Source organism: Janibacter sp. CoH_79_TC_3 (genome assembly GCF_058197955.1).
Genome location: NZ_JBXWIV010000002.1, coordinates 329,739 through 348,922, shown reverse-complemented (window position 1 = coordinate 348,922; position 19,184 = coordinate 329,739). Strand labels below are relative to the sequence as shown.

Sequence of the window (19,184 nt, the reverse complement as noted above, 5' to 3'; positions counted from 1 at the left end):
TAGAACGTTTATCTATATTTAGTCTTAATACCTTTTCATATAGATAGTATGAGCAAGAAAAAAGGTCTGCGCTAGTTTTATAGCGCAGACCTTTTTTTATTTAGCAATATACAGATTTTAGTTTTGTAGCTCATACACCAAAGCTTGAATATCCTGCGCTGCTGTTTGCAAACGCGGCACGTGTGTCATTAGCTCATCTAATGACACACGGATGGTTGGGGCATGAATATATAAGGATGCTAAATAGCGTAATTTTTTATCCAATACCGGTACCGACACCGCGACCATCTCTGAGATAAACTCTTCGTTATCGATACCGATACCCGTCTCAGCGATACGATCAAGCTCGGCATTTAACGCATCAATATCCGTAATCGTATTTTTGGTGAATTTATCTAGCGGTAGGCCTTGCAGTATTTTAGCGCGGCTGGTCGCAGATAATTGGCTTAGATACAACTTACCCGTGGCCGTACACCACATCGGTGATTTTGCGCCTACAGGAAGATAAATTTGCAAGGGTAACGAGGTGTTAGCTCGATTGGTATACATCATGTCCATTTGATACGGAATGGCAATACCACAGGTCTCTTTAATCTCATCAACCAATTTGTGCAGAATTATCTGACGCTCATTAAAGAACTGACGCTGCTGCCAAAGCTCGACGCTCAAGTTACGTACCCGCTTGCCAGGAATAATACCGCCGCCAATATCGACTGTAACAAACCCTTCATCAACCAAATTTTGAATCAATCGATGAATAGTAGGTTTTGGGATATCAAGCTCTTGCGACAGCTCAAGTGGTGAGAGGGGTTTAGAAGCGTAAGAGACCGCTTCGATAATCTCTAACACACGGGTAATCGACGATACTTTAGGCATATAAATGGCTCAATAAGAATGATAAGAGTAAAGCAAAGAACAAAAGGATGTTTTAAGTAAGGTAATAGAAGTCAATAAATCCAAAGACTAAAAACAAATCTATTGTTAAGTATAATTTAGCATAATATAGCGCTTAGACAAGCTTATATCTCATTATATATAAACACATTTATGTACCATACCGATTTCCTATATGGTTGGATTTTTAGCCTATCTGTGTTTCAGGTAATCTGTGGTTTAGGTAATGTTAGATACGTTAACTCACAAACGAAAACAAACTGTAGTAATAAACTCTATAACTGTAATTGAGTTAAAGTGTGAGGTAGGTCATTATACTGACATGTTTTGTAATACCTTTACATGAGCGTTAAGCAATTCAATATTCATGTTTGTACTATTCAGTTGCTTTGAGAGTGTTGTGTAACAGGAACGCGAAGTTTTACCGGTTGGTGTAGCAATTATTACAATATCTATGCAATCTTTACATAACGGCAAATAAAAAGCGCATCCATGGGGGTGACTTTTGGAGCCAAAATTGTTTTAATCAGCTCAACAAAAATGGTCGTTTAAAAAGAAGCTAAATTATCATTTTTTATGGGCGAGTTATTTCACACTTTAGGAGAGTATTTATGAAACTTATTAAATTGACAGCTATCTCTGCTGCAGTTTTAGCATCAAGTGCTGCATTGGCAGCGCAACCTGTTATCGTTGTAGACGGTAATGACGCAGTTGTATACGAAGCTGAGCCAGTAGCTGTTGCTTATGAAGTACAACCTGCTTATGCATACAATGCTGATGCTGGTGTTGTACGTAATACTACTGGTGCTGTTGTTGGTGGTACTAAAACTTTCTTCCAAACGGTTACTCATCCAGCTGCTATCAGCGCTGAAGTTGGTACACTAGGTTATGGTGCTAACATCGGTTGGGCACTTAACGACAAAACTGAACTACAAGCTGGTTGGGCAGGCGGCGATGTTGCTGACCTATTCGGCGGCGACTTTGATGCAAACGATGTAAACTACGACGTTGATTCTGATTTTAGCAACCCGTACCTAGGTGTACAATTACGTCCTATGGCGAACTGGTTCACTATGGGTGCTGGTATCATCGTTCCTGATAATAGCTTTGATGTAACTGCTAACCCTAATGGCGGCGTTTATAAAGTTAATGGCGTGAAATATAATGCTGATGACGTAGGCGTTCTTAAAGGTAGTATGGATCATCGCAACAAGCTAGCACCTTACGCTACTATCGGTTTCCGTCCTAATATTACCAACAACTTCGGTTTGTTTGGTGAAATCGGTGCTGCATACATGGGTCAAACTGATGCAAATGTTACTGCAAGTAAGTCAGGTCCAGTACGTGTAGAAGATGGCGTTAATCCTGGTGGTACTGTTGTACCAGGACTAACTCCTGGCCAAGTAGCTAATTTAGCTAAAAATGAGCTTGAAGATAAAGATTGGTTAGAGTGGATGCCAATTGTTAAAGTTGGTGCAACTTACCGCTTCTAAGCTAATCACAGTTTAACGACTGCTATTAGAAGAAAAGTAATAATAAAAAAACGATCCTGAGAGGGGTCGTTTTTTTTGGTCTAAAATCACTTAGCACAACTTTGATTGAATTAAAAAATCGTTAATGAACAATCACAGTTTGCTGAGAGAGTGAAAGAGTAATATAGTAATTGCTTTTGTTATCGCTAAAGACCAGTAAAGGTGAATTGCTTGTAGCGCCACGTATTAAATCAGCAATGAGATAGGAGTAATCCATTCCTAAACCTTGCGCCAGCTTATATTGATAAACCTTGATAAAACTTTCTTTTATTTGCCATAGTAGCTTAGCGATAATATCTCGTTGAACAGTTGGTAGAGTTTGCAATATGGCTATCTCATTATCATGGTAAAAACGCGGCGCGACCTGCCATTTAACATTATTAAGTTCTATATCGATGCCTGCAGGGCGATCACGACTAATGACAACCGCGACCTTATTGTCTAAATCTTCAAATAATTTTTCATTATTATGTTTATGAGTAGCGGCTTTATTACTTGCCCCAGTATGACTAAAACACACGTAATATTGACTGTCAACAAGTCGATAAGGGAAGCTTGTATCATCCAAACGGTCAATAATATTTAGCTTATTAAGTAGTGATTGTAATAAAAGGCGCACGCCAGCGCGTTGTTGCAGGCGCTGATGATAGGCGGTTTCGCGTGCAGATGGAACTGGCGAATTACTCAATAAATCCACGCGATTTTGAGAGAAAGGTGCAGTTACTTCAGCTGTCGCGCACCATGTGATGGGGTTAAGCTGAGTATATTGAATATTATGTAAGTTTAAGGTTTGCATCATTTATTTATAGTAAAGGCTAATAGCTTATGGTGGTTAAGAGATTTGGTTTTTGAGGGTTTTATGATTTGTTATGATTAAAAACTCTTAGAATCTCAAGTCTTTTGTAAACTCATCTTAGCGTAATAGAATAAAAAAACCCCAACAATATGATTGCTGGGCTTCTTAGTGCTAAAGAATGAATACTAATAAATTCTTATTGAATGACTATTATATTAGTAAGACAACTCAGCACGGCGGTTTTGTGCATAGGCATCTTCATTCGTACCGGCAGCAGCAGGACGCTCTTCACCGTAGCTAATAACACGGATATTGTTTGCCGCAACGCCTTGGGTAGCAAGATAATCACGTGCGGCTTGGGCACGGCGCTCACCTAGAGCGATATTATATTCACGGCTACCGCGCTCATCAGTGTGACCAGCGATAACAACACTGGCGTTTGGATTTGAGCTTAGTAGGCTTGCATGTTGATTTAATACGCCAGCGGCTTGTGAGGTGATTTCACTGCTATCAAAAGCAAAGTAAACCACTGCCTGTAGATTTTCGGCACCAGTAATAACAGCATTTGAGTTACCAACGATAACTGCGCCATTATAGCCCGCTTGACCACCTGGGATACCTAGTGGAGCAACCACAACTTCTGAAGTCGCGCGTTTGTTAGCACAACCTGATGCTAGTACTACAGCGCTTGATAATACTGCTAGGGCAGCGATTTTTGAAAAACTTGTTGACATAATGAGCTCCTAAAATTTTAATGATATTTGTTGTTGTAAACTGCTTTTAGTAAAACTTAGGCAATTGCTATCTATCATATACTAAATGTTACTTTATGTAAGTACTATTACTGTAAATAATTCGAGAACTTACATAGAGATATGTAGATTTTAATTAAAGTTTTGTCCTTAATCTTAGTGTTGATGTAATAATCAACATTACGATGAGCGAAGAGTAGAGCGTGAGTATTTAAATCGATTTTATTGATCATCGTACTTGAAATTTGGTGCTTTAGGTCAATGTAGCTAGGTGTCACTAAAAGTTTAACTATAATGTAATTTGCACTGATGACTCGCTTGAACGTAACTGACCATACATTTTTGTCGTATATTTTTTATCACAATCTTTTTTATCAAAAGCTTTTTACCATAAATAATAATAGGAATATCTATGTCCGCCACTGAAACCGCTGCTCAAATTATTAACCCTGACATGCCAGATGTGCCGCCACATGCCCCAAGTAAAATTCATTTAAAAGATTATAGAGCGCCAAGCTTTGATGTAGAAACCGTTGATTTGGATATTAAGCTATTTGATGACCATGCCATTGTAGATAGCACTTTGATGATGCAGCGTCAGGCCGATGGCGACTTGGTACTGTATGGAGAAGCGCTTGAGCTGATATCTATTAAGCTTAATGATGAGCCGCTTGCTAGTGATCGTTATACACAAGCGGATGGCACATTAACCATTACCGATGCACCAGAAAACACCAGATTACAGTTGCAAGTACGCATCCATCCGCATACCAATATGGCGCTTGAAGGCTTATATATTGCCGGCAGTGGTAACGATACGATGTTTGTCAGCCAGTGCGAGCCAGAGGGCTTTCGCAAGATTACCTTTTATCCAGACCGCCCTGATGTGCTAGCGATATTTACCACACGCTTGGAAGCTGATAAGCGTTTTCCAACGCTATTGAGTAATGGTAATTTGCTCGAAGCAGGTGAAGTTGTGGATGCGCCTGATCGTCATTATGCTATTTGGCAAGACCCAACCAATAAGCCAAGCTATTTGTTTGCTTGCGTCATCGCTGATTTAGATGTATTGACTGATAGCTATACGACGAGCGAAGGGCGTGAGGTGATGCTTGAGCTCTATGCGAAGTCTGAAGATATCGATAAATGTGCTGTCGGTATGCAGGCTTTGAAAGACTCGATGCAATGGGATGAGGTCAATTATGGTTGTGCTTATGATTTAGACCGTTATATGATTGTTGCAGTTAGTCAGTTTAATATGGGCGCGATGGAAAATAAGGGTTTAAATATCTTTAATACTGCTTGTGTACTGTCTAGTCCTGAGACAACCACAGATTCGCGCAGCTTTAGTGTTAAATCTATCATTGCTCATGAATACTTTCATAACTGGACTGGCAATCGAATCACTTGCCGTGATTGGTTTCAATTGTGTTTAAAAGAAGGCTTTACCGTTTATCGGGATCAATCGTTTTCAGCCGATCAGCAGTCAAGTGCCGTTCAGCGTATCGATGATGTGGCGACATTGCGCGCGCATCAATTTGCTGAAGACGCAGGACCACTGGCGCACCCTGTACGCCCTGAGAGCTTCGTGGAGATTAATAACTTTTATACTACCACTGTCTATGAAAAAGGCGCTGAAATCGTCCGTATGATTGCTAATACGCTAGGTCCAGATAATTTCCGTAAAGGTACGGATGAGTACTTCCGTCGTTACGATGGGCAAGCGGTCACGGTTGAAGATTTTTTATCGGCGCTCAGTATTACCGATAGCAAAATTGAAGACTTTATCGACTGGTATCGTCAGCCCGGTACGCCTGTGGTGTCTGGGCACCAAGATTATGACAGCGCTACGCAAACGTTAACGATTACTTTAAGTCAGCAAACCCGCCATGTCAGTGGCTTTGATGCGCCAAAATCACTACCGATTCCAGTAGCGACGGCGCTATTTGATAAAGATTCTGGTGCTATCGTCGCTGAGCGTATGTTGTTACTCGATCAATCAAGCCAAACCTTTACCTTCGAGAATGTAGTAAGCGAGCCAGTAGTATCCTTGCTACGTGATTTTAGTGCGCCAGTACAGCTCAATTATGATTATCAAGATGAAGATTTGGCGTTTTTGCTTAAATATGAGGACAATGGTTTTAATCGCTGGCAAGTGACGCAAATGCTGGTCAATCGTATTTTACTCCAAGGGCACGGCGCGAAAAGCTGTCCGGACGTGTATTTGCAAGCAGTAGCGCAAACCTTACCAGAATTGGCTGCTACTGATGCGATGTTGGCAGCACGTTTGCTTGATATTCCATCAGCGCCAGAGTTGGCATCTGCCATTCACAAAGACTATGATCCAGAGCTAGTAAAAGCACAGCGTGAAGGTTTATATCAACAGCTTGCCTTAGCGTTAAAAGACCAGTGGGCAGAGCTTTATACGCAGCTACCCATGCAGGCTTATGAAGACAGTGCTGAAGCTTGTGGTACGCGTGCCTTACGTAATGTGGTGCTTGATATGGCATTGACCGCTAACGTTGCCGATGCAGCTGAATGGGCGCAGCAGCAATATGATAATGCCAGCTGTATGACAGAGCGCTTTGGCGCGTTAAAGGTAATGGTCAATCATCAACTGGCAAACGCTGATGAGTATTTGACGGACTTTTATAATCGCTTCCAAAATGATGATTTGGTCATAGATTTATGGTTCAGTGTGCAAGCATCTGCTGATATGGTCACGCCTGATACTATTAAATACTTGCTTGCTCATAATGATTTTGATTGGAATACGCCCAACCGCGTACGCTCGGTCATCAGTGCCTTTACCTCGCAGCCAACGGTCTTATGGACAGCGGAAGGCTTAGATATTTATATTGCTGTGATTAAAAAGCTGGATGATGCCAATCCGGTGTTAGCATCGCGCTTATTACAAGTGCTGGCACGTTGGGATACCTTGGCTGAACCACGTCGTCAAATGGCGCATGAGCAGTTGATTGAACTGCAAAAGCAAGTGACCTCTAAGCACGTAATTGAAAGCTTAAACAGTGTTTTAGGATCAGCGAGTAAGTAGGGTAAATTAAATGACTCTATAACAATAAACTAAATTATTTTATAAGAAAAAGCCCGTTCGATAATAATATCGGACGGGCTTTTTGATGAAACGCTTAATAATGCTTTAAAAACTTAATGGCATTTGCTTATGGGCAATCGTTATCAAAGATTAACGATTCGGCAATACGTCTTTTACCATGTCACGTAGGTTGCGCATAGCAACGACTGTACTATCCCAATCTAAGCAACCATCGGTGATAGACTTGCCATACTCAAGCTGGCTCAAATCAGCGGTCAGCTTTTGATTGCCGCCTTTTAGATGGCTCTCTATCATCAGACCGATAATAGATTTATTACCGTTTTTAATCTGCTCGGCAACGTTTTGGATGACCATTGGTTGCAGATACGGATCTTTACCTGAGTTGGCATGGCTTGAGTCAATCATAATCTTACTATTGGTCTTGCCTTTAGCCAGCTCGTTTTCTACTTGCGCAACAGCTGTTTCATCATAGTTAGGCTTGCCATCACCACCGCGTAGTACCACGTGTGCATAAGGGTTGCCTTTTGATTTGATGATAGAAACTTTCCCATCTGCTGATAAGCCAAGGAAGCTATGACCTTCTTTCACTGCTTGCATAGCATTGACTGCGACTGTCATACCGCCATCTGTACCGTTTTTAAAGCCAACTGGGCACGATAGACCTGAGCTCATTTCACGATGCGTTTGGCTTTCAGTCGTACGAGCGCCAATCGCTGACCAGCTAATCAAATCCTGCATGTATTGCGGCGTATTCGGGTCTAACGCTTCAGTGGCGCACGGCAGACCTTTTTCATTTAAATCAAGTAGTAGCTTACGGGCAGTGCGCAGACCTTTTTCGATATCAAAGCTGTCGTTCATATCAGGGTCGTTGATCATGCCTTTCCAGCCAACCGTGGTACGCGGCTTTTCAAAATAGACACGCATCACAACGAAAATGCTGTCTTCAATCTCTTTGGCCAATACGGCTAAGCGATCGGCATATTCGTGGGCGGCTTTAATGTCATGAATAGAGCAAGGGCCGATAACTACAAATAAACGCTTGTCTTTACCATCTAGAATATCTTGGATGGTATTGCGACCGTTTAGAACCGTGTTATAGGCGTCATTTGACAAAGGTAGCTCAGACTTTAGCTCAGCGGGAGTGATTAAAGGAATGAATTTTTCAATATTCACGTCGTCAATATCTGCATTATGGGTAACTGGTGTTGTCATGGTTATATATCGTCTAGCTGATTTATAGGGAGTTTCATTATGCGGACAAAAGCGCCGGTTGACAAGGGCAGTCGCGCAGTTTATTGACTGCTAACTGGAATGCTGAGGCTAAAACTTCGTTATCATTGCCAAGTCTGAGCGATGTGCTAAGCCTAATATGCGTTAAAGTGAACGCTAATTTTGTCTGTGCTTATATTAGCTAATTCGGCTATTTTTAGCTATTTTTAGCGCTGTCACGTATGATGAACTTGTAAACAGCCAAATGTAAGACTTATATTTAAAGCTTATAAATTGAGCTTAAGCCTGATAAAGGCTACTAAGATAGCTTTTGATGGGCATCTTATAAGCGATTTCATATACTATATTTTATAATAATCATATTGTATTCTTTGTCCTATTTTAACTGTGCTACTTTAGCGGCACTAATTTATATTGAGAGCTTGTCATGACAGATTCTGCTACGCCTCACCAACCTTCTGCCATAACGTCAGCGCCTGACGCTTATGATATTGATGATAAATTGCCTGAGGTAATGGCTACTCCACTGGTCATCGGTATTGTCGCTGGTGAAGTGTCAGGGGATAGTTTGGGTGCAGACTTCATGCAGCAGATGAATAACTTACGCGATGATATCATTTGGGTCGGTGTTGGCGGCGCAAAGATGCAAGCGCAAGGGTTGCAAAGTATCTTCCCGTTATCACGTTTGGCAGTGATGGGTTTGGTAGAAGTGGTTGCGCAGTTACCGGACTTACTCAAAGCGCGTCGAGAACTGTTGGCAGCATTTAAAACCGCAAATATTGATTGGTTTATCGGTATCGATGCCCCAGATTTTAACCTCAGAGTGGCGAAGAAATTAAAGCCGCAAGGGGTATTTTGCGTGCAGTATGTCAGCCCCTCTATCTGGGCTTGGCGCGAGTCGCGTATTCATAATATCAAAGCGGCGACCAACTTAGTGCTTTGCCTATTCCCATTTGAGCTAGCCGTTTATGAACGTCATAATCATCCGGCGATATGTGTTGGTCATCCGCTACTACGAACCATTGATCAGACACTGCTTGAGACACCAGTCAATCAGCGCCGTAGCGAATTGGTCTGGCATAATGACGGTTTACAGCAGTTTTTTATCGATCGCTTTGATGAGGTCAGTCAGCTTATTTGTGTCATGCCAGGCTCTAGAAGGGGTGAAATTACCGCTATTTTGCCGCTGATGCTCGATGGTATCCAAAAGCTGATTTTATTAGACCCCAAGCTGTGCTTTATCATTCCAACCGTCGATCAAAACCATCAATATATCGTGCAAGATATCATCGATAAACGCTCAGAGCAGCTGCGCGCGGCGATTGTGGTGGTCTATGATGAAAGCCAGCCTGCGTTTAGTCAGCAGGCGATGGCGGCGTCAGATATGGTGATGCTGGCATCGGGTACTGCAACCTTGGAAGCCATGTTACTTGAGCGTCCAATGGTGGTGATTTATCAATTAAACCAACTGACCTATCAGATTGCTAAACGTTTGGTCAAAGTCCCTTATGTTGGTTTGCCCAATATTTTGGCAGATAGCGCGATTGTGCCCGAGCTTATCCAAGAGCAGGCAAGTGGTGATAATATCTGTCGTACCGTTATGCGTCTGCTGCAGCCTCGCGCCTATGCCGAGCAATTAAAGGCGCTGATTGATACCAAGCATTTATTACAACAGCAGAGTAACCATGACCCTGCCAATAGCGTGATTGAACAGTGGTTTTTACATGATAATCATCAATCCCAAACTAACTAAGACTAAGCTCAATAAATATAAACCTACTAAACCTAAGTTCTCTAAGTATAAGTAAACTAGCTTCAATATTATCTACATCACACTTAAATCTTTTAATAAATAAGACAGTATAATTTTATGAGTAACACACCTTGCAGCGCAAATCCTTTCACGCCAATTAGCATCTGTATTGAGCAAGTAGATATTAACGGTCAGTATATTCAACTGGCAGCACCGATACAGCTATCAGGTCAGTTAAATATTGTTGAGCTGTTGGCGCAATATCCGATAAATGAAGAGAGCGAACAAGCACCCATACAAATTGGTATCGATGAGGCAGGGCGCGGACCTCTGTTAGGCAGCGTCAATGTTGCTGCTGCGATATTACCTGCTACTTGGTCAGGACTAATCGAGGACGCGCCACTCAAAGGTACGCCGTTATCTATATTAACGGATTCTAAGCAGCTGAGTGAAAAAAAACGCGACATTCTTTATCCGTTGGTTCAGCGATATGCCGTCGGGCACATCGTCGCTGATATACCGGCTGCTGTCATCGACCAAATCAATATTTTGCAAGCAACAATGATTGGTATGCGCTTATGTACTGAGGTTTTGTTAGAAATAGTTGCCAAGCACCTTAATACCAGTGCGGAAAGGCAGTTTGAGGTGTTGATTGATGGCAATCGTTTTCCAGATTTGGATTATGCAAGCCTTGATAAACTTGGTATAAAAGAGTCAGTAATTGACTGTCAAGCCTGGGTAAAAGGCGATGCGCGTCATACCAGTATTGCAGCGGCAAGTATCTTAGCAAAAGTAAGCCGTGACAAAACCATGTATGCACTTGATGCTGAGCATCGTGAATTTGGCATTGCCAAGCATAAAGGCTATCCGACGCGCGCTCACATGGAGGCTATCGTAAAATATGGCGTATTAACCGCGCATAGACGTAGTTTTGCACCGGTAAGAAAGGCGCTCGAAAACGTAGCACATACCGAAAATGACAAGAAGTAGGTTTTTAAAATATTTAGTAAAATAGCCTAAGTAGAAATTTGCTATTATTTAAATATAAAAACCACCTATTTATTTTAAATAGGTGGTTTTTATTTCATCGTTCAATAGTAAGAATGTCTTAAAGCTGAAAAAATACTTAAAAAGACGAGTTCGGCTGCTCCAAGAAAGCTTCTTCTTCGTCAGTGGATTCACGATCTAAAATGTCATTACGATGTGGGTAACGGCCAAATTTTTCAATAATGTCCTTATGGCGCTGCTCGAATTCTAACGTGTTGGCATCATCTAACTGCTCAAACAGAGGTAGGTAGCGTTTATGAATCATCGCTGATTCAGAATGCATAAAAGGCATGATAATAAATTTACGCCACTGCGTTGGTAGTTTATCAAAATGCGGCTGCCCAATAGCTTCTTGTGCCAATGCTACGGCCATGCTGTCTTGCGCAAAAGCATCCGCTTGATCACGACATAAATTACGCGAAAACTGATCCAAAACGATAATTTCTGCCAAACGTCCCGCCAAAGCGGTGATTGAGCTATTGCTATCCGTCGGCGCTTCTGCGATACGCCACGTCACACATTCGCCTCGTTTAGCCGCTTGCCAAATATCAGCAAACTTGTCTTTTATTTGCTTATCAAAACCATCATTTTGCGCAAACCAATACTGCTTATTGTCTTTATCGAACCAAAAGTCCAACACCGCACGCGCGCCAGCAGGAAGATGCTCTAAACTGATGTTTTGCGGATCGAGATGCGATAGGTTGGTTGGGTTTTTAGCAGTGGAATAATCGGTCGAGAGAGCCATAAGATATTCTAATTATGATAAATTTAGTCTACTATAGCGCAATTATTTAGGTCTGTCATGATACCGACCTCAGCTATTAGGTAACCTCTTATGAATACAAAAACCCCGTTACAAACCAGTCACTCATCTTTGCCAGCAACGCCATATTATCTGCTTGATGAAGCGGCAATCGTTGCTAATATGAAAATTATCGCGCGTCTGTGCGAGCTATCAGGTGCTAAAGCCTTACTAGCGTTGAAATGCTTTGCCACTTGGGGTGTGTTTGATGTTATGCAGCCTTATCTGCATGGTACGACGTCATCTTCGCTCAATGAAGTCAGACTTGGCTACGAGACTTTTGGTAAAGGTAAAGACAGTGATAATAAAAAAGAAACCCACGCCTACAGCGTTGCTTATAGCGCGGATGAAATCGACGAAGTATTAAGCTATGCGGATAAGATTATTTTTAACTCTATCTCACAGTTGCATGCGTTTAAAGATAAGGCTGCTGCTCAGAATATTCCAGTTGGGCTGCGCTTAAATCCAAAGACCAGCAACTCGTCCTTTATTATCGCTGATCCTGCGCGTCCTTTTAGCCGTTTGGGGGAGCATGATAAAGATAAGATTACTGCCGTACTTGCTGATATCACTGGGGTTATGATTCATAACAACTGTGAAAATGATAGCTTTGAGGCGTTTAGCGCAAGCTTAGCGGATATCGAGAACAGATTCGGTGATATTTTAGCGCAACTTGAGTGGGTAAGTTTGGGCGGTGGCATTCACTTTATTGCGCCTGATTATCCGCTAGAGAAACTTGCTGAGAGATTAAAAGGCTTTAGCGAAAAATATGGCGTACAAGTCTATCTTGAGCCGGGTGAGGCGAGCATTCATGGCGCTGGGTCATTGGTGACGACGGTATTAGATACCATGCACAATGAAAAAAACCTGGCTGTAGTAGATTCATCAATTGAAGCACATATGCTTGATTTACTAATTTACCGTGAGTCAGCGCCTATAGTAGCTGTTAATAGTGATTTAATTAATATTGCCTCTCTTGATATCGACCCTACCAATATCGCACCCATCAGCGAGAACGCTAAATCAGCTGATAATACGATTATCTATGGTCGTTCTTGTTTGGCAGGCGATATCTTTGGTGAGTATGTCTTGCCAAATAACCTAAAAATAGGTGACACCGTGACCTTTGGCAATGCTGCAGGCTATACCATGGTAAAGAAAAACTGGTTTAACGGCGTTAATATGCCAGCGATTGTTATCCGTCGTTTAGATGGCAGTATCGATATCCAGCGCGAGTTCGATTATCAAGATTACAAAGCAAGCTTGTCATAACAATATTATGCTTGGGATTATTAAATGACACTGCCAAACAACTATCTAGAAATGATGATTGTTCTCGAATTTTCTAAGTTATGTTGTAATTTTTGCCGAAAAGTAAGTAAAAATTGTTATAATTGCCATTGGCAAACGCAGTAGGATTTGTCTAACGGGTGCGTGGGTTTTCCTCGGTCTTCCTTTTTAATTCACGCATATCATTCACTCGTTTCTGTTTTGCATAGCCAATATCAATGGTATCGACAGGGACACAAAGGAGGATTGTTCTTTGAACACAAACCAACAAGCTAAACCAAGTAAAAAAGATGTACTTATCATTGGTGCAGGCGGTGTCGCCCAAGTGGTCGCGCATAAATGTGCGATGCATAACGACGTACTTGGCGAGATTCATATTGCCTCCCGTACTCAAGATAAATGCGATGCCATTGCCCAAAGCGTCATAGAAAAAAATAGCTTTAAGCAGCCTGCGGTATTACATACGCATCAAGTTGATGCGTTGGATACCCAAGCGCTGATACAGCTGATCCAAGACACGGGTATTCAAATCGTGATTAATGTCGGTTCGGCATTTGTGAATATGACCGTGTTAGAAGCCTGTATTGAGACAGGCGTTGCCTACATTGATACCGCCATTCATGAAGATCCTCGCAAGATTTGTGAAACGCCGCCATGGTATGACAATTATGAATGGAAGCGTAAACAGCGCTGTGCGGACAATAATGTCACGGCAATTTTGGGTGCAGGATTTGATCCTGGTATGGTCAACGCCTATGCGCGTCTTGGCTATGACATGATGGATGCAGGCTCGGTGACTGATATCGATATTATTGATATCAATGCTGGCAGCCATGGTAAATATTTCGCCACCAACTTCGATCCTGAGATTAACTTCCGTGAATTCACCGGTACGGTCTACTCTTGGCAGGACAGCAAGTGGCAATCGAACAAGATGTTTGAAGTGAAGCGTACTGACGATCTACCTGTTGTTGGCGTGCAAAATAGCTATTTAAGTGGTCATGACGAGATTCATTCCTTATCAGCCAATTTAGATGTGCCAAACATTCGTTTTTGGATGGGCTTTGGTGAGCATTATATTAATGTCTTCACTGTGCTACAAAACCTAGGTCTATTGTCCGAGCAGCCAGTGATGACTGCTGAAGGACAAGAAGTGATTCCGCTAAAAGTGGTGAAAGCAGTTCTACCAGATCCAAGCTCGCTTGCGGCAAATTATACGGGTAAGACCTGTATCGGTGACAAAGTTAAAGGCAAAATTAACGGCGTTGATACCGAGGTATTTATCTACAATATCTCAGATCATAAAGATGCTTATAACGAAGTTGGTAGCCAAGGTATCTCTTATACCGCAGGCGTACCACCCGTCGCTGCTGCCATGCTGGTCGCAACTGGTGAGTGGGATGCTGGCAAGATGGTTAACGTTGAAGAGCTTGATGCCAAACCATTTATCAACTTGCTAAATGAGATTGGTTTGCCAACACGTATCAAAGATAGCAACGGCGATAGAGCGCTTGAGTTTGATATTTAAATTCTTGCGTTAGCTTTTATTGTCTGTTAAATAAAAAGCATCCTATTGAGCCATGGCTTGATAGGATGCTTTTTTGTGTGGCTACTTCTATCATAAAAATAATGGCTATGAATGGTATAAGGAAAATTGTCGCGCTAGACAGTAATTTTCTTAAAAATCATAATTTTAAAGAGTTTTTAGCTGATTAACCTGATAACTTTAGCAAGCGCCATCTAATATCATTATCGTATCTTGCGACGATACGGCGATTGGGTTTGTGAACGCTTTTAAAAAATTTATCAAAAGTCTTCGATGGTTTTAGCGGGTTGGCTGCATCTCACTGAGCAAGATTGGGCTGAGAAAATAACGGTCATTTATTTGCCCAAACACATCGCGCCCAAGCTATTACCTTAGCTCTGATTGTACTCTATGTAAAGGAAGACCGTATCCATGAATATTGATGAGCAAAAACCTGTAGAAACGCCAAAGATTACTGTCGATGCTGTTAGAGAGTGGCTGATTCAAACCACACAGCTTTTTGCTAAGTTTGCCATCATACTTGTTATTCTTAGTAGTGCCTTAGTATTAAGTTTTGCGCTACATTTGCCGTTTTATGTGTCTTATGGTCTTACCCTGTCAATCGCTGCTGTTTTATTTATCATGCTCATTATGATATCGATTAAAAATATCGTTTATCTCTACCTAAAGTCTAGCATCTGGGGTCAGGTTGTCCTTTATTTACTGGTCGCCTTAATCAGTGCGCGTGCTTATCTTTGGGCAATTGGGGAAGTGAATCGCATATTTTTAGTTGACCCCAGTAACTTAGCGCTTACTACTAGTGTATTGACGGCTATTATTTTCTTTAAATACGCCATCATGGCATTACTCAGCAGTTACCTGATAGCTATTGGCTTATATTTTTATTTCAAAAAAACAGATAAACCAGCAACAACTAACCGTCAGCCTTTGGGTAAAAAACTGCTTACAGGCATCGCTTTTGTATTTATCATGGGTATGAGTCTCGTCGCTGTTGGCAATATCTCAAAATATAGCGATGTACTGATTCAAGCCTTTGCGTTGAAAATAGATTTCTATAGCCATTACACTTGTACAGGCGATGATTTTGAAGATATTAAAGGTGTTTTGTTTTTATCAGGTAGTGATATTTTAGTTGCCAAAAAGGTCGGCTCAATGGAGTGGGAGTTTAAAAAAGTACAGTGTGAAAGTTAGGGCCTGTCCTCAATTCAATCGATGGACATCTAAATGGGCTAAAAATGGCTAAATTTTGCCAAACTTCGTCAAACAGCTGGGTAATATCGTGATATTAACGACGCTACTTTCCTAGTTTGGCTGCAATTTATCTCATTTTTATCACTATTTTTAAAATTAGGACACACCTTAGGTTCAAAAGAGCCAATATCCCAGCACCCACTACTCTTTATATAAAATATTTACCATTAAGTTTTAACACTGAAATCGATAACAAGTAGCAGACTCGACGTTAAACCAATCACGCTTCACTAGGATTATACTTCCTCAACGCCGCAATACGATCATCAAGCGTTGGATGTGAGCGGAAGATGTTTGCAATACTAAAGCCAGTAGATTGTCCTGACGAGATAGCAAACGCTTTCATGCTCTCAGGCATCTGGTCTGGACGCTGCTCAGAAGGACGCAAGGCATCAAGCGCACTTATCATTTTGTCACGGCTGGCAAGCTTTGCACCCATCTCATCAGCACGGAATTCACGTAGCCGTGAGAACCACATGACGATGGCAGACGCCAAAAACCCAAGCAAAATATCCATCACGACACTGGTGACAAAGTAACCAATACCAGGGCCATCGCTGGTATTTTTAAACACAGTGCGGTCGACGAAGCTACCGATAATACGCGCAAAGAACATCACAAAGGCATTCACCACCCCTTGAATGAGCGCCAGTGTGACCATATCGCCATTGGCCACATGACCAATCTCATGCGCGAGCACCGCTTCTATTTCATCAGGCGTCATACTTTGTAGTAGTCCAGATGAGACCGCAACCAATGCTTTATTTTTGTTCCAGCCCGTTGCAAACGCGTTCGGCTGTGAGTTATTAAAAATCCCCACTTCTGGCATTCCAATATTCACCGCTCGCGCCTGTTTGGCGACGGTATCAACCAACCATTTTTCCGTAGCGGTGCTTGGCGTTTCGATGACCACCGTTCCCGTTGATCTTTTCGCCATCCATTTTGAGATAAATAGTGAGACCATCGAACCAACCATACCGTATATACCGCACATAATGGCAAGACTGGTGTAATTTAGCCCGCCCGCGCCATGTACGCCACCAATCCCAAAAAATCTGGATAAAATACCAAATACGATGCTAAAGACCACAATCACCGCTAAGTTGGTTAATAAAAACAATCCGATACGAATCATGACGCTAATTTCCTCATTCAAATTAAACTACAGTCTTAGAAATAACACCTTTACTAGAGCAAAGGGTGAAAATTAAACAAATGATAATTATAACCCTCTAGGGACAATAAAAGCGCTCATTCTAATATGAATAGTCACTTAAAACTTGTAAAGTAAGGACAATAGCGGCGTAAAGTGTTTAACGGATAAAAATTAAAAGACAGAAAGTTAAAAAAATAATCAGTACTATGATAAGTAATTAACCGTTCATATATCATTTAATCCTATATAAGGTTTCATTATGAATTCTCTAGAGCTGAAAGTACCGCCAGTAGCACAAGTTATCGTTACGGCAGCTGCTATGGTTGGCATCTCTAAAATTGCTCCCGCTTTGAAGTTCTCGCTTGGTGGCTCAACTGCATTGGCAGTGGGTTTGGGTGTCATAGGACTAGGTAGCGGTATTCTAGGAGTCACTCAATTTAGAAAAGCGCAGACCACGCCCAACCCTCAAGCGCTTGAAGAGGTTTCAAGTTTGGTGACCAGCGGCGTGTATCAATATAGCCGCAATCCCATGTATGTGGGCTTGGTGCTTATATTATTCAGCTGGGCATTATATCTGTCACACTTTCTTGCCTTTGTGTTGTTGCCCCTTTTTATACTTTATATGACCCGTTTTCAAATCCAACCAGAAGAGCGGATGTTGGCACAGAAATTTGGCAAGGCTTATCAGACTTATAAGGCAAAGGTCAGACGTTGGGTGTAAACGTTGGACATAAAGAGTAGCCAAAACTGATTTTAATAAAAATAAGAGAATGCTATGCAACTAGAGATGAATGTCATTGACGCTTTTACGGACACCGTTTTTAAAGGCAATTCAGCGGCGGTTATCATTACAGATGATTGGTTAAATGATGATTTAATGCAGTCTATTGCTTTTGAGAATAATTTATCGGAGACAGGTTTTATTGTTCTTGAAGATGACAGCATTTATCATATCCGCTGGTTTTCTCCCTTTACTGAGATTGCATTTTGCGGTCATGCAACCTTGGCGTCAGCCTTTGTGTTATTTAACAAAAATCCTGGTATGGAAACCATTAAATTTTCAGCCAAAGCCGTTGGCGTTTTAACCATCGTGCAAACAGACGATGACAAAATACAAATGGATTTCCCTAATACTAAGCCTGAAAAGGTCAAAGATATTCCCGAGAGTTTGCTGGCAGGATTGTCTATTGCACCAGTCGAAGTTTATAAAAACACCCAAGCATATTTTGTGATTTATAATGCTGAAGCAGATGTCCTAAACGTAGAGCGCGATAACGAGCGACTAAAACAGCTTGCGCCATTAGATGTAGTGGTCACCTGTCAGGCTAAGTCTGCTGACTACAAAGATTACGATTTTATCTCACGTTATTTTTGGCCTGCTAATGGTGGCGATGAAGACCCAGTGACAGGTTCAGCTCATACTGCTTTAGCACCATTATGGGCGGAGCGCTTGGGGAAAAATAACTTGGTCGCTTATCAAGCATCACGTCGCAGCGGGGTTTTAGACTGCGTCGTTGCAGGTGATAGGGTGCTGATTTCTGGTAATGCCGTGCAGTATATGACAGGATTTATCACTGTTTAGGAGTGGTTGGTTTGACTGAATTAAAAACCGTTGGACTGTTTGCGCTGACCGCATTAGCAGAAATTGCAGGTTGTTATTTGCCTTATTTATGGTTGCGAGAGGGTAAGTCGATTTGGCTGCTTGTTCCTGGTGCACTAAGCTTGGTCGCTTTCGTCTGGCTATTGTCTTTACATCCAACCGCAGCTGGTCGAGTTTATGCTGCTTACGGCGGTGTTTATATTTCGATGGCGATTTTATGGCTATGGACGGTGAATGGTATTAGACCAACCACGTGGGATATATTTGGTTCTATCGTCGCGCTATTAGGCATGGCAATTATTATGTTTGCACCGCGTAGTACTTAGCATCATATCAGTAGCTAGGATGAAAGCAGTTCCTAGCATAAAAGCAGTCGCTACTATAAAAAAAGTGCTTTGCATAAAAAATGCCTATCAAACCATTAGGTTCGATAGGCATAGCTTTGTATAGTATATTTTA

General features: G+C 41.7%; 16 protein-coding genes. 10 read left to right on the top strand and 6 right to left on the bottom strand.

Annotation, left to right across the window (positions count from 1 at the left end; all coding sequences use genetic code 11):
- Positions 1-117: 117 nt before the first annotated feature.
- On the bottom strand, positions 118-876 hold the full coding sequence (locus AC2FA3_RS03585; protein WP_490508348.1) for an IclR family transcriptional regulator: 759 nt from the start codon (positions 874-876) through the stop codon (positions 118-120).
- A 629-nt stretch (positions 877-1,505) separates the two neighbouring features.
- Here AC2FA3_RS03585 and AC2FA3_RS03580 point away from each other — a divergent pair.
- A complete protein-coding gene (locus AC2FA3_RS03580) occupies positions 1,506-2,387 on the top strand; it encodes a hypothetical protein (protein ID WP_490508347.1) in 882 nt (293 codons plus the stop codon).
- A gap of 121 nt (positions 2,388-2,508) precedes the next feature.
- Here the strand turns inward: AC2FA3_RS03580 and AC2FA3_RS03575 are convergent, their stop codons facing one another.
- Both AC2FA3_RS03575 and pal read right to left on the bottom strand, forming a co-directional pair.
- Entirely contained in the window at positions 2,509-3,225 is a 717-nt protein-coding gene (locus AC2FA3_RS03575; RefSeq protein WP_490508346.1) for a 4'-phosphopantetheinyl transferase family protein, read from the bottom strand.
- Positions 3,226-3,437: 212 nt separating this feature from the next.
- A complete protein-coding gene (gene pal, locus AC2FA3_RS03570) occupies positions 3,438-3,956 on the bottom strand; it encodes a peptidoglycan-associated lipoprotein Pal (RefSeq protein ID WP_490508345.1) in 519 nt (172 codons plus the stop codon).
- A gap of 430 nt (positions 3,957-4,386) precedes the next feature.
- Here pal and pepN point away from each other — a divergent pair, with 430 nt between their 5' ends.
- On the top strand, positions 4,387-7,029 hold the full coding sequence (gene pepN, locus AC2FA3_RS03565; protein WP_490508343.1) for an aminopeptidase N: 2,643 nt from the start codon (positions 4,387-4,389) through the stop codon (positions 7,027-7,029).
- A gap of 150 nt (positions 7,030-7,179) precedes the next feature.
- Here pepN and AC2FA3_RS03560 read toward each other — a convergent pair whose 3' ends face one another.
- A complete protein-coding gene (locus tag AC2FA3_RS03560; protein ID WP_490508342.1) occupies positions 7,180-8,262 on the bottom strand; it encodes a 3-deoxy-7-phosphoheptulonate synthase in 1,083 nt (360 codons plus the stop codon).
- A gap of 445 nt (positions 8,263-8,707) precedes the next feature.
- Between AC2FA3_RS03560 and lpxB the strand changes: the two genes are divergently transcribed.
- Together lpxB and rnhB are read left to right on the top strand one after the other, a co-directional pair.
- Positions 8,708-10,033, top strand: a complete 1,326-nt coding sequence (gene lpxB, locus AC2FA3_RS03555; protein WP_490508341.1) for a lipid-A-disaccharide synthase — start codon at positions 8,708-8,710, stop codon at positions 10,031-10,033.
- 117 nt (positions 10,034-10,150) lie between these two features.
- A complete protein-coding gene (gene rnhB, locus AC2FA3_RS03550) occupies positions 10,151-11,023 on the top strand; it encodes a ribonuclease HII (RefSeq protein WP_490508340.1) in 873 nt (290 codons plus the stop codon).
- Between the two features lie 136 nt (positions 11,024-11,159).
- Here rnhB and AC2FA3_RS03545 read toward each other — a convergent pair whose 3' ends face one another.
- Entirely contained in the window at positions 11,160-11,825 is a 666-nt protein-coding gene (locus AC2FA3_RS03545) for a DUF924 family protein (protein ID WP_490508339.1), read from the bottom strand.
- Between the two features lie 90 nt (positions 11,826-11,915).
- Between AC2FA3_RS03545 and AC2FA3_RS03540 the strand changes: the two genes are divergently transcribed.
- The 3 genes from AC2FA3_RS03540 (at position 11,916) to AC2FA3_RS03530 (ending at position 15,909) form a co-directional block, all read left to right on the top strand.
- Positions 11,916-13,154, top strand: a complete 1,239-nt coding sequence (locus AC2FA3_RS03540) for a carboxynorspermidine decarboxylase (RefSeq protein ID WP_490508338.1) — start codon at positions 11,916-11,918, stop codon at positions 13,152-13,154.
- A gap of 271 nt (positions 13,155-13,425) precedes the next feature.
- Complete coding sequence (locus AC2FA3_RS03535; RefSeq protein WP_490508337.1) at positions 13,426-14,700, top strand: saccharopine dehydrogenase family protein; 1,275 nt, start codon at positions 13,426-13,428, stop codon at positions 14,698-14,700.
- A gap of 429 nt (positions 14,701-15,129) precedes the next feature.
- Positions 15,130-15,909, top strand: coding sequence for a hypothetical protein (locus AC2FA3_RS03530; protein WP_490508336.1), 780 nt, complete (start codon positions 15,130-15,132; stop codon positions 15,907-15,909).
- Between the two features lie 280 nt (positions 15,910-16,189).
- Here the strand turns inward: AC2FA3_RS03530 and htpX are convergent, their stop codons facing one another.
- Positions 16,190-17,104: a protease HtpX gene (gene htpX, locus AC2FA3_RS03525; protein ID WP_490508335.1), complete on the bottom strand. Its 915-nt coding sequence runs from the start codon at positions 17,102-17,104 to the stop codon at positions 16,190-16,192.
- A gap of 280 nt (positions 17,105-17,384) precedes the next feature.
- Here htpX and AC2FA3_RS03520 point away from each other — a divergent pair, with 280 nt between their 5' ends.
- Genes AC2FA3_RS03520 through AC2FA3_RS03510 form a run of 3 tightly spaced genes read left to right on the top strand, consistent with a single transcriptional unit; the run spans position 17,385 to position 19,051 of the window.
- On the top strand, positions 17,385-17,846 hold the full coding sequence (locus AC2FA3_RS03520) for a methyltransferase family protein (protein ID WP_201610563.1): 462 nt from the start codon (positions 17,385-17,387) through the stop codon (positions 17,844-17,846).
- A 54-nt stretch (positions 17,847-17,900) separates the two neighbouring features.
- Positions 17,901-18,707: a PhzF family phenazine biosynthesis protein gene (locus AC2FA3_RS03515; RefSeq protein ID WP_490508334.1), complete on the top strand. Its 807-nt coding sequence runs from the start codon at positions 17,901-17,903 to the stop codon at positions 18,705-18,707.
- An 11-nt stretch (positions 18,708-18,718) separates the two neighbouring features.
- Positions 18,719-19,051: a YnfA family protein gene (locus tag AC2FA3_RS03510; RefSeq protein ID WP_490508333.1), complete on the top strand. Its 333-nt coding sequence runs from the start codon at positions 18,719-18,721 to the stop codon at positions 19,049-19,051.
- Positions 19,052-19,184: the final 133 nt, after the last annotated feature.